The 18,626-nt window shown below is 37.1% G+C and carries 16 protein-coding genes and 1 pseudogene; 11 read left to right on the top strand and 6 right to left on the bottom strand.

Annotated elements, in window-relative coordinates; genetic code table 11:
* Window positions 1–227 precede the first annotated feature (227 nt).
* Complete coding sequence (locus tag Q8G36_RS22620; protein ID WP_305161350.1) at window positions 228–398, bottom strand: response regulator transcription factor; 171 nt, start codon at window positions 396–398, stop codon at window positions 228–230.
* On the opposite strand from Q8G36_RS22620, the gene Q8G36_RS22625 reads away from it, so the two are divergent.
* The 3 genes from Q8G36_RS22625 to Q8G36_RS22640 all read left to right on the top strand — a co-directional run bounded on the left by Q8G36_RS22625 (window position 397) and on the right by Q8G36_RS22640 (window position 2,858).
* Entirely contained in the window at window positions 397–669 is a 273-nt protein-coding gene (locus Q8G36_RS22625) for a hypothetical protein (RefSeq protein WP_305161349.1), read from the top strand. The genes Q8G36_RS22620 and Q8G36_RS22625 overlap by 2 nt on opposite strands.
* A 54-nt stretch (window positions 670–723) precedes the next feature.
* Window positions 724–1,437: an SDR family NAD(P)-dependent oxidoreductase gene (locus Q8G36_RS22630; RefSeq protein ID WP_305161348.1), complete on the top strand. Its 714-nt coding sequence runs from the start codon at window positions 724–726 to the stop codon at window positions 1,435–1,437.
* Between the two features lie 902 nt (window positions 1,438–2,339).
* On the top strand, window positions 2,340–2,858 hold the full coding sequence (locus Q8G36_RS22640; RefSeq protein ID WP_305161347.1) for a DoxX family protein: 519 nt from the start codon (window positions 2,340–2,342) through the stop codon (window positions 2,856–2,858).
* 218 nt (window positions 2,859–3,076) lie between these two features.
* On the opposite strand, the gene Q8G36_RS22645 is transcribed toward Q8G36_RS22640, so the two are convergent.
* On the bottom strand, window positions 3,077–3,268 hold the full coding sequence (locus tag Q8G36_RS22645; protein WP_305161346.1) for a TetR/AcrR family transcriptional regulator: 192 nt from the start codon (window positions 3,266–3,268) through the stop codon (window positions 3,077–3,079).
* 332 nt (window positions 3,269–3,600) lie between these two features.
* Between Q8G36_RS22645 and Q8G36_RS22650 the strand changes: the two genes are divergently transcribed.
* A complete protein-coding gene (locus Q8G36_RS22650) occupies window positions 3,601–4,059 on the top strand; it encodes a DUF3574 domain-containing protein (protein ID WP_305275224.1) in 459 nt (152 codons plus the stop codon).
* A gap of 148 nt (window positions 4,060–4,207) precedes the next feature.
* Here the strand turns inward: Q8G36_RS22650 and Q8G36_RS22655 are convergent, their stop codons facing one another.
* On the bottom strand, window positions 4,208–4,522 hold the full coding sequence (locus tag Q8G36_RS22655) for a hypothetical protein (protein ID WP_305161344.1): 315 nt from the start codon (window positions 4,520–4,522) through the stop codon (window positions 4,208–4,210).
* Between the two features lie 192 nt (window positions 4,523–4,714).
* Between Q8G36_RS22655 and Q8G36_RS22660 the strand changes: the two genes are divergently transcribed.
* Both Q8G36_RS22660 and Q8G36_RS22665 read left to right on the top strand, forming a co-directional pair.
* The gene (locus Q8G36_RS22660) at window positions 4,715–5,923 is read left to right on the top strand and encodes an NlpC/P60 family protein (protein WP_305161343.1); all 1,209 of its coding nucleotides are present in this window, start codon (window positions 4,715–4,717) and stop codon (window positions 5,921–5,923) included.
* A 584-nt stretch (window positions 5,924–6,507) separates the two neighbouring features.
* Window positions 6,508–6,936, top strand: a complete 429-nt coding sequence (locus tag Q8G36_RS22665) for a hypothetical protein (RefSeq protein WP_305161342.1) — start codon at window positions 6,508–6,510, stop codon at window positions 6,934–6,936.
* Window positions 6,937–7,357: 421 nt separating this feature from the next.
* Here the strand turns inward: Q8G36_RS22665 and Q8G36_RS22670 are convergent, their stop codons facing one another.
* Window positions 7,358–7,669, bottom strand: coding sequence for a hypothetical protein (locus Q8G36_RS22670; RefSeq protein WP_305161341.1), 312 nt, complete (start codon window positions 7,667–7,669; stop codon window positions 7,358–7,360).
* Between the two features lie 664 nt (window positions 7,670–8,333).
* Here Q8G36_RS22670 and Q8G36_RS22675 point away from each other — a divergent pair.
* The 5 genes and pseudogenes from Q8G36_RS22675 to Q8G36_RS22695 form a co-directional block, all read left to right on the top strand.
* On the top strand, window positions 8,334–9,674 hold the full coding sequence (locus Q8G36_RS22675) for a sensor histidine kinase (RefSeq protein ID WP_305161340.1): 1,341 nt from the start codon (window positions 8,334–8,336) through the stop codon (window positions 9,672–9,674).
* A complete protein-coding gene (locus Q8G36_RS22680) occupies window positions 9,671–10,306 on the top strand; it encodes a response regulator (protein WP_305161339.1) in 636 nt (211 codons plus the stop codon). The genes Q8G36_RS22675 and Q8G36_RS22680 overlap by 4 nt, the downstream gene beginning before the upstream one ends.
* A 469-nt stretch (window positions 10,307–10,775) precedes the next feature.
* Complete coding sequence (locus tag Q8G36_RS22685) at window positions 10,776–12,107, top strand: peptide MFS transporter (RefSeq protein ID WP_305161338.1); 1,332 nt, start codon at window positions 10,776–10,778, stop codon at window positions 12,105–12,107.
* A gap of 968 nt (window positions 12,108–13,075) precedes the next feature.
* On the top strand, window positions 13,076–15,451 hold the full coding sequence (locus Q8G36_RS22690; protein WP_305161337.1) for a M14 family zinc carboxypeptidase: 2,376 nt from the start codon (window positions 13,076–13,078) through the stop codon (window positions 15,449–15,451).
* Window positions 15,452–15,597: 146 nt separating this feature from the next.
* Window positions 15,598–15,764 (top strand): annotated as a pseudogene (locus Q8G36_RS22695) (transposase); the annotation flags it as partial.
* A gap of 36 nt (window positions 15,765–15,800) precedes the next feature.
* Here the strand turns inward: Q8G36_RS22695 and Q8G36_RS22700 are convergent.
* Both Q8G36_RS22700 and Q8G36_RS22705 read right to left on the bottom strand, forming a co-directional pair.
* Window positions 15,801–17,222 (bottom strand): M20 family metallopeptidase, encoded by a 1,422-nt coding sequence (locus tag Q8G36_RS22700; protein ID WP_305161336.1) that lies wholly within the window; start codon window positions 17,220–17,222, stop codon window positions 15,801–15,803.
* Complete coding sequence (locus tag Q8G36_RS22705; RefSeq protein WP_305161335.1) at window positions 17,219–18,436, bottom strand: MFS transporter; 1,218 nt, start codon at window positions 18,434–18,436, stop codon at window positions 17,219–17,221. Before Q8G36_RS22705 ends, Q8G36_RS22700 begins: the two co-directional genes overlap by 4 nt.
* Window positions 18,437–18,626: the final 190 nt, after the last annotated feature.

Consider the following 18,626-nt stretch of genomic DNA (forward strand, 5'->3'; position numbering starts at 1 on the left):
CCGAGGAGGCTCCCGGACCGCCCGCGAAAAGCGAGTGCCTGAAGTGGAAATCAACGTCCAAATTTGTACAAGCCAAAAAAAACTGTAGACAAACTCGATTTTCATCGAGTTTGTCTACAGTCTGAGACCGATTAATAATTCGGTCTTTTTTTTAATGCGATGAAAACATGACAAATCAAGGGCATAAAAAATCTTATGGAGGGTCGAGCTGTCATGAATGACCAATCTTACTTTAAAATACCTAACCGAAAACCATAAACGACTACCTGTGTACGGTTTTTTGCTTTAAACTTTGTCATTAAACTGCTTACATAATCTCTAACGGTATGCTCGCTTAATTGCAATAATTCGGCCATTTTTTTATTGTTATAGCCCTCAGCCAGCAAATTTAAAATCATGGATTCCCGTTCCGTCAATTGGATGTCGGTACCTATTGATACCTTATCATCCTTTCTTGATAAATATAAACCGAGCCGTTTTCCGACCTGCTCAAGTAAAGTCAGTTCATCTTTGAATAATCGAATTCCTCCCCTAATTGATCAAAGGTCAGCCAGCCGAACGCTTGCTGGTCATGAACAATTAAAAATGACAGATGAAAGATTAAATAGCAGTATATGTTATACGACGGGTGCCGAATTTGTGATGGATGGCGGAGCGACGGCTCGCTAAAATGCTATCTTTCTAGCGGATATTAGAAACTAAAAAACTAAGGAGTGTTTAAACATGAGATTGGAAAATAAAGTGGCGATCGTAACAGGGGGAGCAAGCGGGATTGGAGCAAGCACGGCTCAATTATTTGCAGAAGAAGGAGCGAAGGTGGTCATTGCCGATTTTGCTGATCATGGACAAGCCGTGTCAGAAGAGTTAAATGGAAAAGGGTATGATACTCTTTTTGTTAAAACCGATGTGACGAATGAAAATGACATAAAGAATATGATCGAAGAAACGGTTAACAAATATGGAAAACTGGATATCAAGTTCGCAAACGCAGGGATTGCAAGAGATGGAAACATCCATGTTGATATTAATTTATCCGGTGTCTTCCTATCCGATAAATATGCGATAGAGCAAATGCAAAAACAATCTACTGGCGGCGCCATTGTCAATACAGGCTCCATCCATAGCCATGCAGGGAAACCGGGAGTAACAGCCTATTCTGCTGCAAAAGGCGGGGTCAAACTATTAACACAAACGTTAGGTTCGACATATGCGAAAGATGGCATTCGTGTCAATGCAGTTTGCCCTGGATATATTGATACACCACTTATTGCCCAAGCACAAGGTGAAATAAGACAAGGTTTGATCGATTTACATCCAATCGGCCGTTTAGGCAGAGCGGAAGAAGTGGCAAAAGCCGTTCTCTTCCTTGCAAGTGACGATGCATCATTTGTTACAGGCACAAGCCTTATTGTAGACGGCGGTTATACGGCAGTATAAAAAGTGCTTGTTTAAGGATATTCGCTTGTTCTCTCAATCAGTCAAATTCGTTTGATGTGATAATTACATGCAAAATAGAGCTTCTCCGTAAGTTGTGTGGTGTTAGTTTACCAACTCTACTGGAGGGCTCTTTTTTTTGCATATCATGAAAAAATCTTCGGAAATGCTCAGCCATTCCGGGGATAAGGGAAGTAATCGCTCCTTTTAATTGACAAGGTTTTACCTTTCGGCTAAAATGTTTCCTTGAGGAAACTTTTTTACATAAGTGCATATGATGTGGTTGAAGTGAAGTATGGTAGATAATCACTTTATTTTTTGCGTTAATGTTGCCTTTGGTAAACATTATTGGTTTAAGAAAAAAATATTTGCGAAGGAGATGTTTGAAATGAATTCCGCACTTACCGTTAAGAGCTTGTTTGTATCCTACCATGGTAATGAAGCGGTAAAAAACGTAAGCTTTCAATTGATCAAGGTAAATTGGTTGAGGCTATAGGTCCAAATGGGGCAGGGAAATCAACATGGCAATATTCAAATATCTGGAAAAAGTTTTAACGAGCTAAGAAAATCTGTTGCATATGTCCCGCAAGAAGCAATATTGACTGAGATTTTCTAATTACTGTTTTGGATGCTGTATTTCTCGGAACGTATCCCAATCTAGGTTTATTCAAAAAAAAGAAAAAAGAAAAAGTATGAACATTTAAAGGTTTGCAAAGGGTTAGTATGGAGAATTATCAAGAGGGCAACAACAAAGAGTGTTTTTAGTAAGGGCGCTTGCTAAAAACACTGAAAAATTTTTTGCGGATTATCTTTTTTTGAATAGATTTGACCAAGAACATTTAAAAGCCAGTTTCAAATTTTTTGTTAACCAGTGATAACTACTTATTTAAAAGGAGGATTTAATAATGTTTGTTAAGTTTATAAGAGAAAATGTTTACGCGTCATTAATGCTAACAATACTTCGTATATTTATAGGGTGGCAGTGGTTGAATGCAGGGTGGAGTAAAATAACTAGTGGGAAATTTGATGCATCTGGATTCATTACAGGTGCAATGGGGAAAGTGACTGGTGAACATCCATCTGTTCAATCTTGGTGGGCCGGCTTTCTAGGTGATTTTGCATTACCAAATGTAGGGATATTCAATATTCTAGTTCCATGGGGTGAATTTTTAGTCGGACTTGGATTAATTTTAGGCACTTTTACAACTTTTTCTGTATTAATGGGAGTACTAATGAACTTCTCCTACATGTTCTCTGGAGCAACGAGTACAAACCCACAGATGCTTTTAATTGAAATATTCATCCTTGTTGCAGGCTTTAATGGAGGGAGAATAGGGTTAGATCGTTGGATAATCCCATTCTTAAGAAAACAAATTTTTAGAAAAAAGGAACAAGAAGTCACTATGCACAGTGCTAAGAGATAACGTTATTTACTCATAACTTTTCAACATATAAGCGTGAAGAAAATAAATGCTAATAAAAAAAATAATTAAAAACTCAGTTCCTTTCTTACTTTGGAACTGAGCTTTTTGTATTTCGCATCCAATCATTTTTATTGTGGATTCTATGATTAGCTTAATGGCGTAGTTCGTAAAAGTACACTTTTACGAAGGGTTCTTTTTATGCAAATCAAAATCTCGATCTAATCGATTCTGTATAACTTCGTATAGCAGATCTTCTTTATTTTTAAAATGAACATAGAATGACCTTTTGTTTTTCCTGCACCCTTCATAATTTCATCAATGCTCCTTGCATCATACCCCTTATCTGCAAGGAGTTGAAATGCAGAATCAATCATTTTCTTTTTAGTTTCTTCACCAGTTGTGTACTTCATATAAATTAGCTCCCCTTTACCATTACAATGTTTAATCGAACGTACAAGAGTTTGCGATTTATCTATATTGAAATATTTAATGTGTAATCAAGTAATAAAATTATAAAAATTTGGTAATTGACATTGACTTGACTGATAATTCTATTTATTATGAAATCGTTATAATCGGTTAGTGTGATTTTGTCTAATCCCGATCTTATTATTGGGACAATTAAAAGTTGAGATTAGTAAAGATAGGAGGGTTCTTATTACTGAAAGGATTAACAAAAGACACTCAACCATTGTTAAAAAGGTAACATTTTTTGAAAAATTATAATTGAAACGGAGTGAAAATGTTGGAAAGGAAAAAAATATTCTATTGGATTATTCCAATTCTATTAATTGTCTTTTTAGGTAATGCTGTATATGCTACAGAACAACAAGAACCATCTATAGTGAAACAGTCATCTGCATTAAACGGACAATTCTACCTTGAAGACGTAGTGAAAATTTATGTACCATCTACATATAATGTTGATCAACCAATTGATAATACGCCATATGTTAACAAATCATTAGAAGAATTCTCAAAAATGTTTGGAGGAGCAACAGCGATCGATGGAACAGGATCATGGCTATCTGATGATAATCAGTTGGTTAAAGAAAAAGTAACCATTGTCTATAGCTATGCAGAAGATTTAGACAAGAAAAAAATTAATCAAGTAGTTGCCTATACCAAGTCTTTAAAAGAAGAGATGAAACAATCATCAGTGTCACTTGAAGTAAACGGAAAGATGTATTTTATAGAATAAAAGTATAGTAATTAGGTACTTATTAAACAATAAATCTTTAAAAGATTAACCTTTAGGGGTAACGTCAGATGAGGATTTACAACTTAGTAAATGTTCATTACGATTACCCCATCTATAAGGGTTTAGAATAAAGTTTAAGTTTGATCGTTTAAAAATATTGAATAGAAGTTGTCGTATTAATCTTTCTTATTTGGTTCTTGGAGTTGAAACAGATCGATAACAACAGGTATTGTATCCTGAATCTGAATTCGATTGTCAACAAAGTGTTGCAAATTAAATCCATATAAAAAACCATGCCTGCAGTTGCTATAGTCCTAGCATCTAATGGACTTCCGACAATACCTTCATTTTTCATTTCCTGAATAAAATGTGTCAGGAATGTCCTCCATTCTTCCATCTGAATAGTAAGCGTTTCTTTTATTTGAGGTAATTCATTCGAAATCATACATCCTTGATGAAGCATTGGAGAAGACCCCTTTTCATAAGACTCGTTCACCAAACAGGTTCCATAATAAAAGTGGAAATGAATCCAATTAATAGTATTTTTATGTTAAAGTTATACAGTTGATATTTTATTACATAATTTCATTAGGAAGGAAAAAATCTGTGACAGTATTTATTAAAGGATATTTTTGGTTATAAAGGAAGGGTTAAAATGGGAAAAAGAATATTAGGTAGTATGTTGCTTTTATTACTGGGCATCGTTAGTTTTACTTTTTTATCTGGCTTAAAAGTTGAAGCAGCAGATCGAGTGCATACTGTATCCTCTCAGGAAACGGTAGAATCGATTGCAGCGATTTATGATATATCGGCAGAGCAATTAATGAAGATGAATGGTTTACCGGATGGTAAGGTATATAGAGGCCAGAAGTTAACCATCCAGACTGCTTATACTCCTTCGAACTATCAGTGGACAGAGAGAGGGAAACAAATTGGGAATTATGCGAAATCTTTTACAGGATTTAATAAAACGGCTGGAGAAGAGACACCTATCAAAGGGTTTGATTCCAGCGGATTGATTCATTGGGTACTCTCCCGGCAAAAGGTGCCTATCGACCGTTTGTCAGTTGAAGGCTATTATAAGCAAGGAATGGATACAGATACTCCTAAGGCTGGAGATGTTATATTTTTTCTGGAAAAGGGAAGTTCAAAAGTTGTGACCGCTGGGATCTATCTGGGGGGAAATCAGTTTGTTAATTCTGGATACGGAGCAGAGACAGTTCAGGTGAGATCTACCACAGAAAAATATTTTGCACAATACCAAGCCGCGTATAAAACGTATACACCTAAGGGAGAGCATGTCGTTCAAAATAATGAAACACTTAAAAGTATCTCGGATAATTACGGTGTATCGGTGGATACAATCAAAAAGCGTAACGCTTTACCAACTGATAGCTTGATGCAGGGACAGTATCTTCAAGTATACAGCAGTCCCTTGTATCCATTCTATGCAAATCAAGAGACTTCATATGATAAAGCTTATGATGTCATAAAGTATGCATATACTCTACGTGGATTTACCTATGTTTTCGGAGAATATGATCCGATGATTGGAATGGATTGCAGCGGTTTTATCTATTGGGTCATGAAGGAGCAGGGCATTTCGCTTAATCGTGGTTCGGCAGCGGACTACTATTCCTTGCTGCCGAAACTCAAAGATCCAAAGGCAGGGGACTTAGTATTTTTTAGAGATACAGGAGATACAGACTTAAGTCAAGAGATAACACACGTAGGTATCTATCTAGGGGATGGTCGCTTTATGCATACAACAAAGAATACTGGCGTTCATATATCTGATCTTACTTCAAGTTATTTTACTCAGAAGTTCGAAAGTTTCGGGCAAGTCCAAACCAATATGGACTAAGGTAGACACAAGAGAATTAGACTGCTTGGATTTTTATTGTAATATATTATCCCCTTAAGGTAGCAAGTGTAACAAGATCACGAACAAACGTGGATGTTACAACTACTATCTAGAGGGGATTTTTAATGATTTAAAAAGGGGCAAAAGTTTTGAGGAATATTCAAATGAAAAGAGAATGTAAGTGGTTCAGATTTATCGGTTATTAATAGATGTTTTAACTGCGATAAGAATCGAAAATGTGGATTAGTTTATAAACCGAGATGACCTAGTTCCGGTTTTTCTTAATGAACTAAAGGGGCAGGTAGTTGAAGAAAACTCTTTCGTTATAACGTTATGAATGTGAATACTTCCGATTTTTGTATAATTATTTGAATATTTTAAAAAAACTTTTGTTAGTTTCTGTAGTTTTATATTGGATTCTGTATTTCCTGTGATAAATTAAAGGTCCTTTTTTGTAAGAGAAAATACGAATAAAAAACAATATATGTATTTAGGGTTTTATGGTATGCAAATTTCCAAAGAAACGGTAGAAAGAAACCTTTAGAATTCTTACAAATGAAACAAACTTAAGAGGAGAAACCAATATGAATCAGCTACAAAAGCAAATACTCTTTTTCCTTGAGGAATGCAATAGAGAAAGATGTGTAAGTAAAATTGCAGAAAAGTACGATAAAAATCTTGAAGTGGTAAGGGCTGAGTTAGTGATACTTGCGGACATGAACCTCATAGCTATCAAAAAGAGTACAACTGGGAAGATTAGCAAAGCAAGGATTAGCCCAAAAGGTAAACAGTGCTTTAGGGAAGCTACTGCAATGGTTACTAAGGGTTCAGTACAAGGTCAAATCGATGAGTTGAAACAAAAGTTGTCAGCTCTGGAAGCCTCCTTTATACGTGCAAAAGAGAATCCAACTGGGGAGAATAAACAGTCACTATTGGATAATGCGAATACGGTTCAATCAGTGGCTTATGGGTTAAACTCACTCTTTAAAGTTAGAATGGATATCTTTAAGTAAACAATAACCTCAGGGGATAACCAGGGACTCTTGTACATTCTACATACATCAGGGTCAAAACAGGCTAGCTCTTGGGTTTATTGTTGAGGTGAACTGGTTAGTAAGATCCACTAGAAAAGGTTCGAGCCTGGTTGTATTGTTATCATCCATTATTGTTAACCATAAGGGAGCGACAGTCTTTGATGCATCGAGGCCGTTGGAGTCAGACTAACGGATGGGTCTAATGGCACCATGGTTCATCGACCTTCCTCACCCCAGCCATAGAATCAGTATGGACGATTTTCCACCATTTTCATTTTCTGTGGTGGGGCGCTGAATTTTGCGCTTCATGGATGGCTAACAGGTGCTTTTACCCGGAGCTGATCTGCAGTGAAAGGAAATGAATTACTTTAGTCAATAAATTAAAGGGAGATTCCCTCTATTAAAGGCGGTCATCTTCCCATGCCCTATCATAATCTCTTATATTGTCTTTTTCTTTTGGAGTTTCTTCTTGTTGAATTTGTTGATCTGCTTTGTTCATTTGTTGTTGAGATTGAGAACTAAATGATTCCATCTGTTGTTTTAATGAGTTTGATGCTTGATTTGATTGGGCACCTTGTTGAGATACGGTTTGAATTAATTGAGAAACTTCTTGATGAATATTTGCAAGCTCTTGTCCTAATTCAGTATCAGTAAAGTTTGCTCCAGGTAGTTGAGTGTCTATTTGTTTTTGCTGTTGATTGTTTTTTGTCATGATAGAAAACCTCCTTAAAGTAGATAAAGCATACCCTTTTATAATGTTCTATAGATTCTAATAAATAACTGGTAATTTTTATGTAGAAATCTAATGTATCTTTTTACGGGTGCTTTACTTCAATAAGGTTGCTCGGCAGCCTTTTTCACTAAGGTTTCAAGAAGTAATTTGAGTGATTTTATGATTTTGGTTATAATTCATTGTGAGACCTCCAAATAGATGTTTTTGTTCTTTTTTAGCTGGCCAGCTCAGGACACATTCATCTTATCAAGAGGTCTTTTTTTGTTCAAACCTATTTTCAGTTATTACAGGAATGCTGCCCCGATAGTTCAACTTGACCTTAATGAATGGATCGGCAGCCGCCTTCATGAATGTTTCTGGAAGTAGAGAAAGCATGAAAACGAGTGTAACAAACATCCACATTCCATACCGTACCTATTTCATTGATTTTAAAAACACCTGGATAATAAATAGTATGTCATCCATAATTATATATCCGCACCAGAGCACGTTTTTTTATAATTTTCATATTTACCAAGAAATGCGTATAATGAGATTATGGAAGGGTATACATAAATTTAAATAAATTAGAAGTGAAGAATTGTTTTCTTTCTATTCATGTAATTTCTGTATAAGCAACTAATCTATTAAAGGTGAAATGATTATGATAGCTAGTCTTATGAAGTCTTGGACAATATGGATGAAAATTGGAGTAATTTTAGTCGGAGTGTTCTTACTATCGTGGGTGGGTCCTAATGAAATTGGGCTTACTGATTTGCTTATTTCATTAAGAGAAGATGAAGAAACAGGTAATACGTTAATGCTTGCCGTTTTTTTGTTAGTGTCTTTAAATACAGTTTTAGCCTTGTTTCATTATATTGGTGCACTGCTGCTGGGAGACGAAATCGGTGATCGTTTAAACCGCCCATGGTTAAAAATTATCATTCCTCTTATTGTTATTCCTATCGTCTATATCGTGATAAATGTTTATTATTCTTTAACATACTCATTTAGCGCATATGGGTTGTTATTGTTGTTAGCAATCTTATTATTGCAAGCCTTTGGAAAGGATAGGCTAAAGCCAATTATTAAAACAATTATTTGTTCTCAATTAATCTTTGGGATTGAATGGCTGAATGAGATTCCTTCTTTATCTAAATATGGATTTGGCCAAGGATCGATTTCAAAGGAAATAAAAGATATAGCAGTTCAACTTGGATTTGAGCAATCTTTAACATTGTACAGTTTAACTTTGTGTTTAATTTTTATTATTAATGCTGTTATTTTAGCTGTGTATTTTGCATTAGCTGAACAAAAGTGGAGGATAAAACAAGAGCTTCATTATGCGCAGTTAGAAGCAATGCAGTCAAGATCTGGACGAGAAGCACTATATCTTGTCCATGATTTAAAAACACCTCTCACAGCAATTGAGGGGCTAAATTCATTAATTAGTTTAAAAGTGGACGATTCTAAAATTAAAGAATATTGTCAAAAGATTTCATCATCGATTCATTCCGTTAGCGAAATGATTTCCGAGATTTTATACGATGATAAAAAACATTGGTGCCGTATAAAAGATTTAGTTGGATACGTCAAAGCAAGCAGACTGAGCGGGACAAATCTTATTCTGAAAGTAGACTTTCAAACAAATCCTGAAATTAAAATTTTAATTAATAAAATCCGAATGACTAGAGCATTAGTGAATTTAATTGACAATGCATACGATGCAGTGAATGAAATAGAAGATGGAAAGATTTCACTTAAGATAAAAACCTATGAAAATGAACTTTGGTTGGGCGTATCAGATAATGGGAGAGGGATTACACCTAAAGAGCAGGAGAAAATATGGAAAGCTGGGTTTAGTACAAAATCGCATCCAGGGATGGGGTTAGCTTTCGTACGACAAGTTGCTAAAGGACATGGTGCATCTTTAGCAATTGACAGCAAGCTTGGACACGGGACAACAATTTGGATTAAACTAGCTGAGAGGAGTGTTTCAAGATGAACATTTTAGTCATTGATGACGACGCATCAATTCAATATATGCTAAGTGAAATTTGTGAATTTGCCGGCTGGAATGTAAATACGGCTAACAACGGAAAAGAAGGATTAAATGTGTTTGCAGAAAAAGGAGCAGATGTTGTTTTAGTTGATTATCATATGCCGGAAATGGACGGAATAAAAACAGTAGGTGAGCTTCGTAACCGTAATGCTGATGTTCCGATTCTTGTATTAACAGTCGATGAACGGCAGGAAATTGCTGATCGCTTTCTTGAAGCAGGCGCAACAGATTTTGCATTAAAGCCTGTAAAAGCGCCTGATATGATTTCAAGAATTCAACTGCATGCTCGCCTTGCAAAATTAACTCAATCAGCTCCGCAGCAAATATCCATTGAAGAAAAGGGTGTATTTGCAACAAAGGGAATTAGTAAGAGAACACTTTGTCACATTAGTGATTTTTTACATTCTAATCGTGAACCTTTTTCTGTTGATACAATTTCTAAAGAAGTTGGTTTAGCTTATCCGACCGTTTATCGCTATATTATGCATTTACTTGATGAAGGAAAAGTGGAAACTATTGTGAGTTATCAAAAAATAGGAAGACCGAAAAATTTATATCAATGGATTGTTGACTAAAAAACTGCCTTAATACTAGGCAGTTTTTTATTTTAATGGGGAGTCTGTGTAGGTAATAGCGGACAGACCAATGCAGCAAGACTTTTTTTCTTTTTTTTCTGTATTTTTATATTTTCTGATAATATAAAATTATTTTACAACAATAAAAATAATTTAAAATCTAAGCGTATTCATTGAACGTCATTTTTTATTGTTAAAGGGCACCAACTAAAATGAATGAATTTATTAGTTAATGTTCATTTTAGATTTTGCTATCTGATTCTTTTTGCACAAGAGCCACGATTAAAAAATGTAAACGCTTCCTATCATACTTATAAATGGTTGGATGGCATTCGTGGCCATCATCGTATTAGGAGTGGGTGGAACGAATCAATAATTCGTCCAGTAAAATAAAAACCATTCAATTCGTTGTAAATGTAAACGATAAGTGTATGGTTTAATATTTAACTATATTTAGGGGGACCTTATTATGCAAGCAATGTTGAAAAATGATGTTCAGTATCCAAACCAATCCCGGAAAAAGCACCCTCCTGGACTGTATATGCTGTTCGCGACTGAGGCATGGGAGCGCTTCAGCTATTACGGAATGAGAGCAATTCTTGTTCTTTACTTAACGGCAACAGTTGTAAACGGCGGGCTTGGAGTCGACAAAGCTACGGCTATGGGCATTTACGGAATCTTTACTGGTGCCGTTTATATTACCCCGATGATTGGCGGATACTTATCTGACCGTTTCTTAGGCAGAAGAATGGCAATCACGATTGGTGGTATTTTAATGGCGATTGGTAACCTTTCGCTATTCTCAAGTCAGAGTATGACAGCGCTTTACATTGGTCTTGGTTTATTGATTATCGGTAATGGTTTCTTCAAGCCAAACATCTCGACAATTGTAGGTGATCTTTATGAAGACAACGATCCGCGTCGTGATGGCGCTTTTACCATCTTCTATATGGGTATTAACGTCGGGGCTTTTTTCGCACCATTAGTAGTTGGGCTTATGAGCTATAAATATGGGTTCTTGACAGCAGCAATTGGTATGATTGTAGGGCAGATAGTATTCAACTTATTAGGCAATCGCTATTTAGGTGATATCGGTAAAGAACCTACTGGTAAACCGAAATTTACAGCTGGGCAAAAATCAGCTGTACCGTTAACGAAAAGAGAACAAAAACGTACAACGGCAATCGTTATTTTGGCTGTCTTCGTTATTGCGTTCTGGGCCGCTTTCGAGCAGGCAGGAAGTTCATTGACATTGTATGCTAATGATCAAATTGATCGGAATGTATTTGGTTTTGAGGTTCCAACTGCCTGGTTCCAATCATTGAACCCATTATTCATCGTTATTTTAGCGCCAATTATGTCTGCTTTATGGTACAAGCTTGGCAGCTCAAAACGCGGTGACTTAAAAACTCCAACGAAGATGGCTCTTGGTTTAGTCACTGTTGGTTTAGGTTTCTTAGTATTGCTTCCTGCTGTTATGTATACAGGAAACGATACAGCGCTGAAAGTAAACATCCTGTTCATGATTGTAACGTATTTCCTTCATACATTAGCCGAATTAATGATTTCACCAGTTGGTTTATCAATGGTAAGTAAAATTGCTCCAATCAAGCTTGCCTCTCTTCTAATGGGAGTATGGCTGGCAAGTTCCGCGGTAGCTAATATGGTAGCAGGCCAATTAGCTGCATATACGCAGTCTTTAGGTTACCTGGAAATCTTCAGTGTAATTGGTTTTGTAACAATTGGTTTAGGTATTGTGTTATTGCTTCTTTCGAAGCCAGTAGCAAAGCTGATGGAATAATAAGAAAAGGGGCTGACCCAAAAGTCACATAATGTGCCTTTTTGGTCGAGCTTTTTTATTGTAAAAAAATAAAAGAATCGGTCCAAACTGGTGTAAGAGGAGTCTCCACAACGACCCAAACCAGACAGGATTCTTTTAAGAAACTTAATCATCTTTCTTTTAAAGAGTATACCTTGGATAACCGGTTTCGGTTCAAAAAGTCCATCCAACTTGCTCACCCATAAAACAGTAATAAAACAAGTGCACATCATATAAAGTTTAGTTTACATAATACTGATTGGAAGAAATCAAAAAAGCCCGACAATTTCATAGGATTCGAGGGCTTTTCCATGTAACTTGACCCTTTGGGACAAACTACAAAACAGTTAAACGAGCTTTTTACCGATTTAGATGCCCATGGAAATTATGTATACATACTAATATCCCTTCTGAAGCGATGAAAATAGGATAAAAATACAGTCGTTATTAACTGAAAATTCCCAATTAATAAAAAATAAGTGTATAATATTATAAATATCTAAGTATTGTGGGTAACTATTTCTTAATAAGGAGGCGATACTCTTAAACATGCATGAAAATCTGTTCCTTAGAAAGGAAATATTAGTAGGATACAGAAAAGGAGAAATTTATTAGTCTAGAAAGGAATTAAACAGCTATAGTAGCCACTGGGAATGCGGGTTTAGGTATTGCGTTAATTAATAAATGGTTAATTGAATACAACGCGAAATGACTGGCAAAAGGGCTGAACAAATTATGTTGAAGCGCTTTAATTTTATAACATTGAACAAACCATATCGTTAAAGATATTCTGTGTGAAATTTGATAAGCTCCCCCAACAAGTATCGCTGCATAAAGTTGACTTTCCGAAACTAGTGCTGCAATAGGAGCGAATCCCAATAAAGTGAACATCGAATGCCTTGGTGGGATATATAAAAAAATCACTATATATACATACTGGAGGTTTTAGGATGAAAAAGAAAAAAGCATTATCCGGCCTGATGGCTGTGGGTTTACTAACAGTAATTCCGTGGAGTTCTGGACATGCTGAGAAACCTCAATGGACAAATGTGAATACATATGAGGAACAGGACGGAAGCAAGTTTAATAGCGAAAACTATGATTTTGTGAAATTCTCACAAATCGGTTCCAAATTAAAAGAGATTGAAAAACTTTCAAACCGTGTGAAAGTTGAAGTCCGTGGAACATCAGCTGATGGAAACCCACTCTACGTTGTCACGATTGCTGACCCAACAACGCAAGGGAAATTCGGAAAAATGAAGGCACTTAGAAAGCAAATGTTTAAGAATCCAGGCAAAGCTCAAGAATGGGTTGCCAATAATCCTGACTTTAAAGTTCCAATCATGATTAATGGTTCTATTCATGGGACTGAATTTGTCGGAAGCGATGCAATCCTTCAATTAATTGAACGTTTTGCTACCCAAAATGATGCAACAACCAAAGACGTTTTAGAGAATAATATTCTTATTTTCAATGTCGTACAAAACCCTGATGGACGTATTGATGCCACCCGCTTTAATGGCGAAGGGATTGACATAAATCGTGACTTTATCACCCAGTCGCAGCCAGAAACAAAAGAGATGGTTGAGCTCATTAAAGAATGGAACCCGATGGTGTTCCTTGATACTCATGGTTATGTGAAGAATTATCAGCCAAATCTGCAGGGATTAATTGAGCCTTGTACGCCACCGCATAATCCTAATTACGAGTATGACTTATACGGAAAATGGGCCTATAAACAGGCAGAAGCGATGGAATCGGAAATAATGAAGGATCATGAGAACTATTCAGGATCCTTGTATCAAAACATGAAAGGTACCTATATTCCGCTGCGCGATGATTCCGCTGGCTGGGATGATTACCCACCAATTTTCACACCCATGTATGCGATGTACCATGGTGCTTACGGTCATACATTAGAAGCTCCAACAAATGATTGGGATGGCGTACGATGGATGTATAATTCGATTATGGGGGCACTGAAATTTACAACAGCTAACAAGCAATCCATGATTACTGATCAAATTGAAGTTTTTAAAAGAGGAATTAACTTTGATCATCCTTTTCATAAGGAAGGGTTATTTCCAAAAACCTACATACTTCCACTAGACCCTATGGATCCGACTGTTACGAATAAGGCTGTAAATCATTTGATCAATAATGATATTGAAGTTGTTCAAGCTGTGAATGCATTTGAAGCGGATGGAGTGTCATATCCAAAAGGAACTTATCTCGTTGAGATGGATCAGGCGAAAGCCGGATTAGCAAACACGATGCTCTGGGATGGGGAAGACATCACGAACGATACCCCAGCCATGTACGACATTTCCGCATGGAGTTTACCTGAGCTTTGGGGATTCGAGGCAGTAGCCATACAAAACCCTATTAAAGTCAATGCAACGAAAGTAAACCAGATTACAGGTCAAGGAACGGTTTCAGGAAAAGGACCGTTTCTGATTCCGAACAGCTCTGTCCAATCGGTAAATTTAGTAAATGCATTGCTTAAGCAGGGAATACCTATTGTACGTGATACACAAGGCAACTTCTTTGCAAAAGCAGTAGCTAATCAAGTATCAGCAGCGGTGAAAGAATCTGGGTTACAGGTTGGAACTGCTGAGGCACCAGCAGATGCAGTGGCTATTACGTCTTTAAAAGTGGCTATATTAAAGGATGGAGGTATGGGTAAACAGAAATCACACGCAGGAACAAAGCTCGCTTTGAAAAGACTAGGTTTTGATGTGACAGAAGTTACGCCAGTCGAAGTGGTTAAAAATACCCTTAACGGTTTTGATATTTTTGTCTATAGTGGAACGGAAAGTCTTATTTCTACCAACCTATCTGAAGCTAATAAAGAATTTGGTTTGCAGAACGACGGGCAATTTAATGCGTTTAAAGACAATGTGACAAGCTTCTTAAATGAAGGAGGCAAATATATAGCTGTAGGTGCTGGTGCATCTAGAGCAACTAAGACACTTGGTCTTACAGACGACATCATTAATGTAGGGGGTTCCAACAGTAATGGTATCGTAAAAGTCGATTATGAGGGAACCGGTTTAACGGCAGGATATGGAGAAGATGATATCGGCTTTGTCTATCGTCCAACATGGTTCACGGGTACGGATAATGATGAAGTCGTCGCGACCCTCGCAGATTCAGATAATTTCTTCGTAGCTGGTCACTGGAAAAATAACATAACCGCCAAGGGCCAAGCCGTAATCGTAAAAGAAGAGAATATAGATGTAACTCTTATTGGTTTAGAAGCAGGTTTCCGTGACCATCCGGATTACTTGTTCCGGCTTCTATCAAATGCAATTTTCGAAAAATAGTAGAAATAACCTTAGCCGGATTCAGCAATGAATCCGGCTAAGGGAGGCAGATAAGGCAGTCTTTTTCTTATGATACTAACGGGACGGTTAATTTAACAAGTTATAAATTGAATAGTTTAATGTTAAAGAGCATTTCTTTGTAATGAGAAACCGATCAGTTTAATCACCCTGAAAAACTTGTAGCGTACGCTGGAATATATCCAAGTGTCATTCATCAGGTGAATTTACACCTACAATAAATCACATTACTAAACGGCGCTCAAGCAGGTTCAGACACGCTTTGTATATGGCCGTGCTTTGTGGAATAAGAAACTCTTGAAAAGAGTATAAAACAAAATCATAAGTCTTGCTAACTTGCAGGCACAACTTCTTTAGGAATGGGACACTGATAAGCGTCATCGCCTAATCTTTCTTTCAGTTCATGTTTACATTTCTCAAGAAGTTCTGGATTTTTCATCACTTCAAGCGCCGTACCTGCTAAAACTTTTCCTGCTTGAAGCATCCCTTTATGAGCAATGGATGTAGCACCGATGGTTACAACTTGCCAAGTGTGTGCAGGTGTCCCTAATACCCAGCATGCCGTGCCAATTTGGGCTGTCGGTACGTTCCAGCTTACATCCCCAACATCTGTCGAGCCTCCAAGGGGAATATCGGCTAAATTATCAGAGTAGGGGTTAATAATATCGGAAATCGCTCTATCCTTTAAATACCCGGCTACCTCTTTCGGTAACTTGTTGATTTCATTGGCCTTATCTTCCTCAGCTAAAGTGGCATGAAGCTGTTCTGCAAAATGAATTTCCTCTTTATTATAAGTCGGAGCACCGATTTCACTTAACACTTCAGCCATTATAGCGTTAAGAGTCGAATTAGGAACCAGGTTGGAGCAGGCTTTATCAAAAACAATTTCTACTTCAGTTTCTGTCATAAGTGCTGCTCCCCTGGCAATATTGCAAACTCTTTCGTATATTTCTTGAACTTGCGCTGTTTTAGGAGCGCGGATTAAATAAAGCACTTCCGCTTCCGCTTGAACCACATTTGGGGAAAACCCTCCTGTGTTCGTGATTGCATAATGAACTCTTGCTTCTGAAATGATATGCTCACGTAAGTAATTCACACCCACATTCATCAACTCAACGGCATCAAGTGCGCTTCTTCCCAAATGCGGTTGAGCGGCAGCGTGGGCACTTTTCCCTTTGAATTTGTAGTAAATTTGGTAATTAGCTAATGAATTTCCTGGTAAAATCGTATTGGTTGTCCAAGGGTGCCAACATAAAGCAAAGTCTACGTCATCGAAACAACCCGCACGTGTCATATATGTTTTTCCCGAACCGCCTTCTTCTGCAGGACAGCCGTAATATCTAACTGTTCCTTGCAACCCTTCCTGTTCCATCAAATCTTTAAGAGCGACCGCGGCAGAAAGAGATCCAGTTCCAAGAAGATTATGTCCACAGCCATGTCCATTCCCACCTGATTCAACAGGGTCCACAATAGAAACACCGCTTTTTTGACTCAGTCCGGAAAGGGCATCATATTCACCAAGAATAGCCACAACCGGATTTCCAGTACCAAAGCTACCAACAAAAGCTGTAGGTATATCGGCAAGGCCTTTTTCAACTGAAAATCCTTCCGATTCAAGGGCTTGACAAAGGAGATCAGCGGAGTGGACCTCTTCAAAACGTGTTTCTGCATATTCCCAAATTTGATTACTAATTTCGATCCATTTATCTCTTTTATGTTCAATTAAATCTCCAATTTTTTGAATGTCATTCAAGCTACTTCGCTCCCTGCTTCTTGTTTAGTTGTATTTAATTTTAAAAAAAGACTCGCTATGATCGGAATGAAGAGGGAACCTATTAATAAAGTAAAAGCTCCTGTGTAAGATCCATTAAATAGAGTGATCATATATCCCATAACGGTAGGGGCGATCGTACCGGCCATTTGCCCTCCAAAATACATGATTCCAACTGTCGTACCCATTGAATTTTGGGGGAAATATTTCAACGGAATGGCCAGGACAACAGAAAGGAGACCTACTCCAAAATAGGCAAAACAAAGGAATGTAAGTGCAGATGCTACTGTTGATGCACTCATCGTTAAGGAAAGTGAGATAATTCCAACGACCGCACCGGTGATAATGATAAACTTTTCTTTTCCTGCAGCTATTTTATCCAATGCCCACGAGCTGATAATAATCCCGATAAGAGAACACGCGACCGGTAGCATGGAAATGAATCCTGTTTTGACAAGTTCGAGCCCACGAACGTTCACCCAATAAGAAGGCAGCCATGAGTTTAATCCCCAGTTCACCATGCTCATACCAAAATAAATAAGCGTCAGCTTCCAGGCTGTAGGGTTTTTCAAGACCTTTAAATAAGATACTTTTTGTTTTTCAGTTGTTCCATTTTGTTGTGCTCTTTCAGGTAGATACTTCCAAAGCAAGAGAAGAAAAATAAACCCGAGAGCCCCAAAAATGAAGAACATAACGTTCCAGCCTATACTTTCAATTAGTAAAGCAGCAAGAAGGACAGAGATTATGGAACCGATTTGAGTAGAGGCTGATAATAGTCCTTTTGCTCGTCCACGTTGTTCTTTAGGGAAATTTTCCGCCAAGGCTACAGAACTGGCTGACGGAAAACTTCCTTCACCAATTCCAAATAAGAAGCGAATTATGATTAATGAAAGAAATGACCAGGCAAATCCGGTAAAAATAGTAAAGACGGACCAAACCAATAATGAAATAAGAATGACTTTTTTTGAACCGTATTTATCGGTCAGCCACCCGCCAATTAATTGCATAATGGCGTAAGCAAGAAAGAAGCTACTAATGACCATTCCGCCTTGAGTAGGAGTTAAACTAAATTCCTTAGAAATGGCGATAATGGCTACACTCATAGAGTTTTTGTCTAAATAATTGACAACCCAAGTTAAAAATAGAAGAGTTAATACTGTGGTTTTTGTTTTGGTTTTGTATACGTTTTCATTCATATGTGTTCCCCTTTCAATTCTTTTATTAATAGGTTCCTCTTTCATTAGATTTATTAATCAGAAGAAAATGATTTTTGGACCTATTTAAGACATGTCTTTAAATTAATTATAGCAATCCATTTTCAAAATAACAAGAAAATTCAAAATGGTAATCGCTAGAAAATTTGATTGCTTGGTGAAAAGCAAGCAA

Origin of the sequence: Peribacillus frigoritolerans, from assembly GCF_030676415.1 — a bacterium.
GTDB lineage: Bacteria > Bacillota > Bacilli > Bacillales > DSM-1321 > Peribacillus > Peribacillus frigoritolerans_A.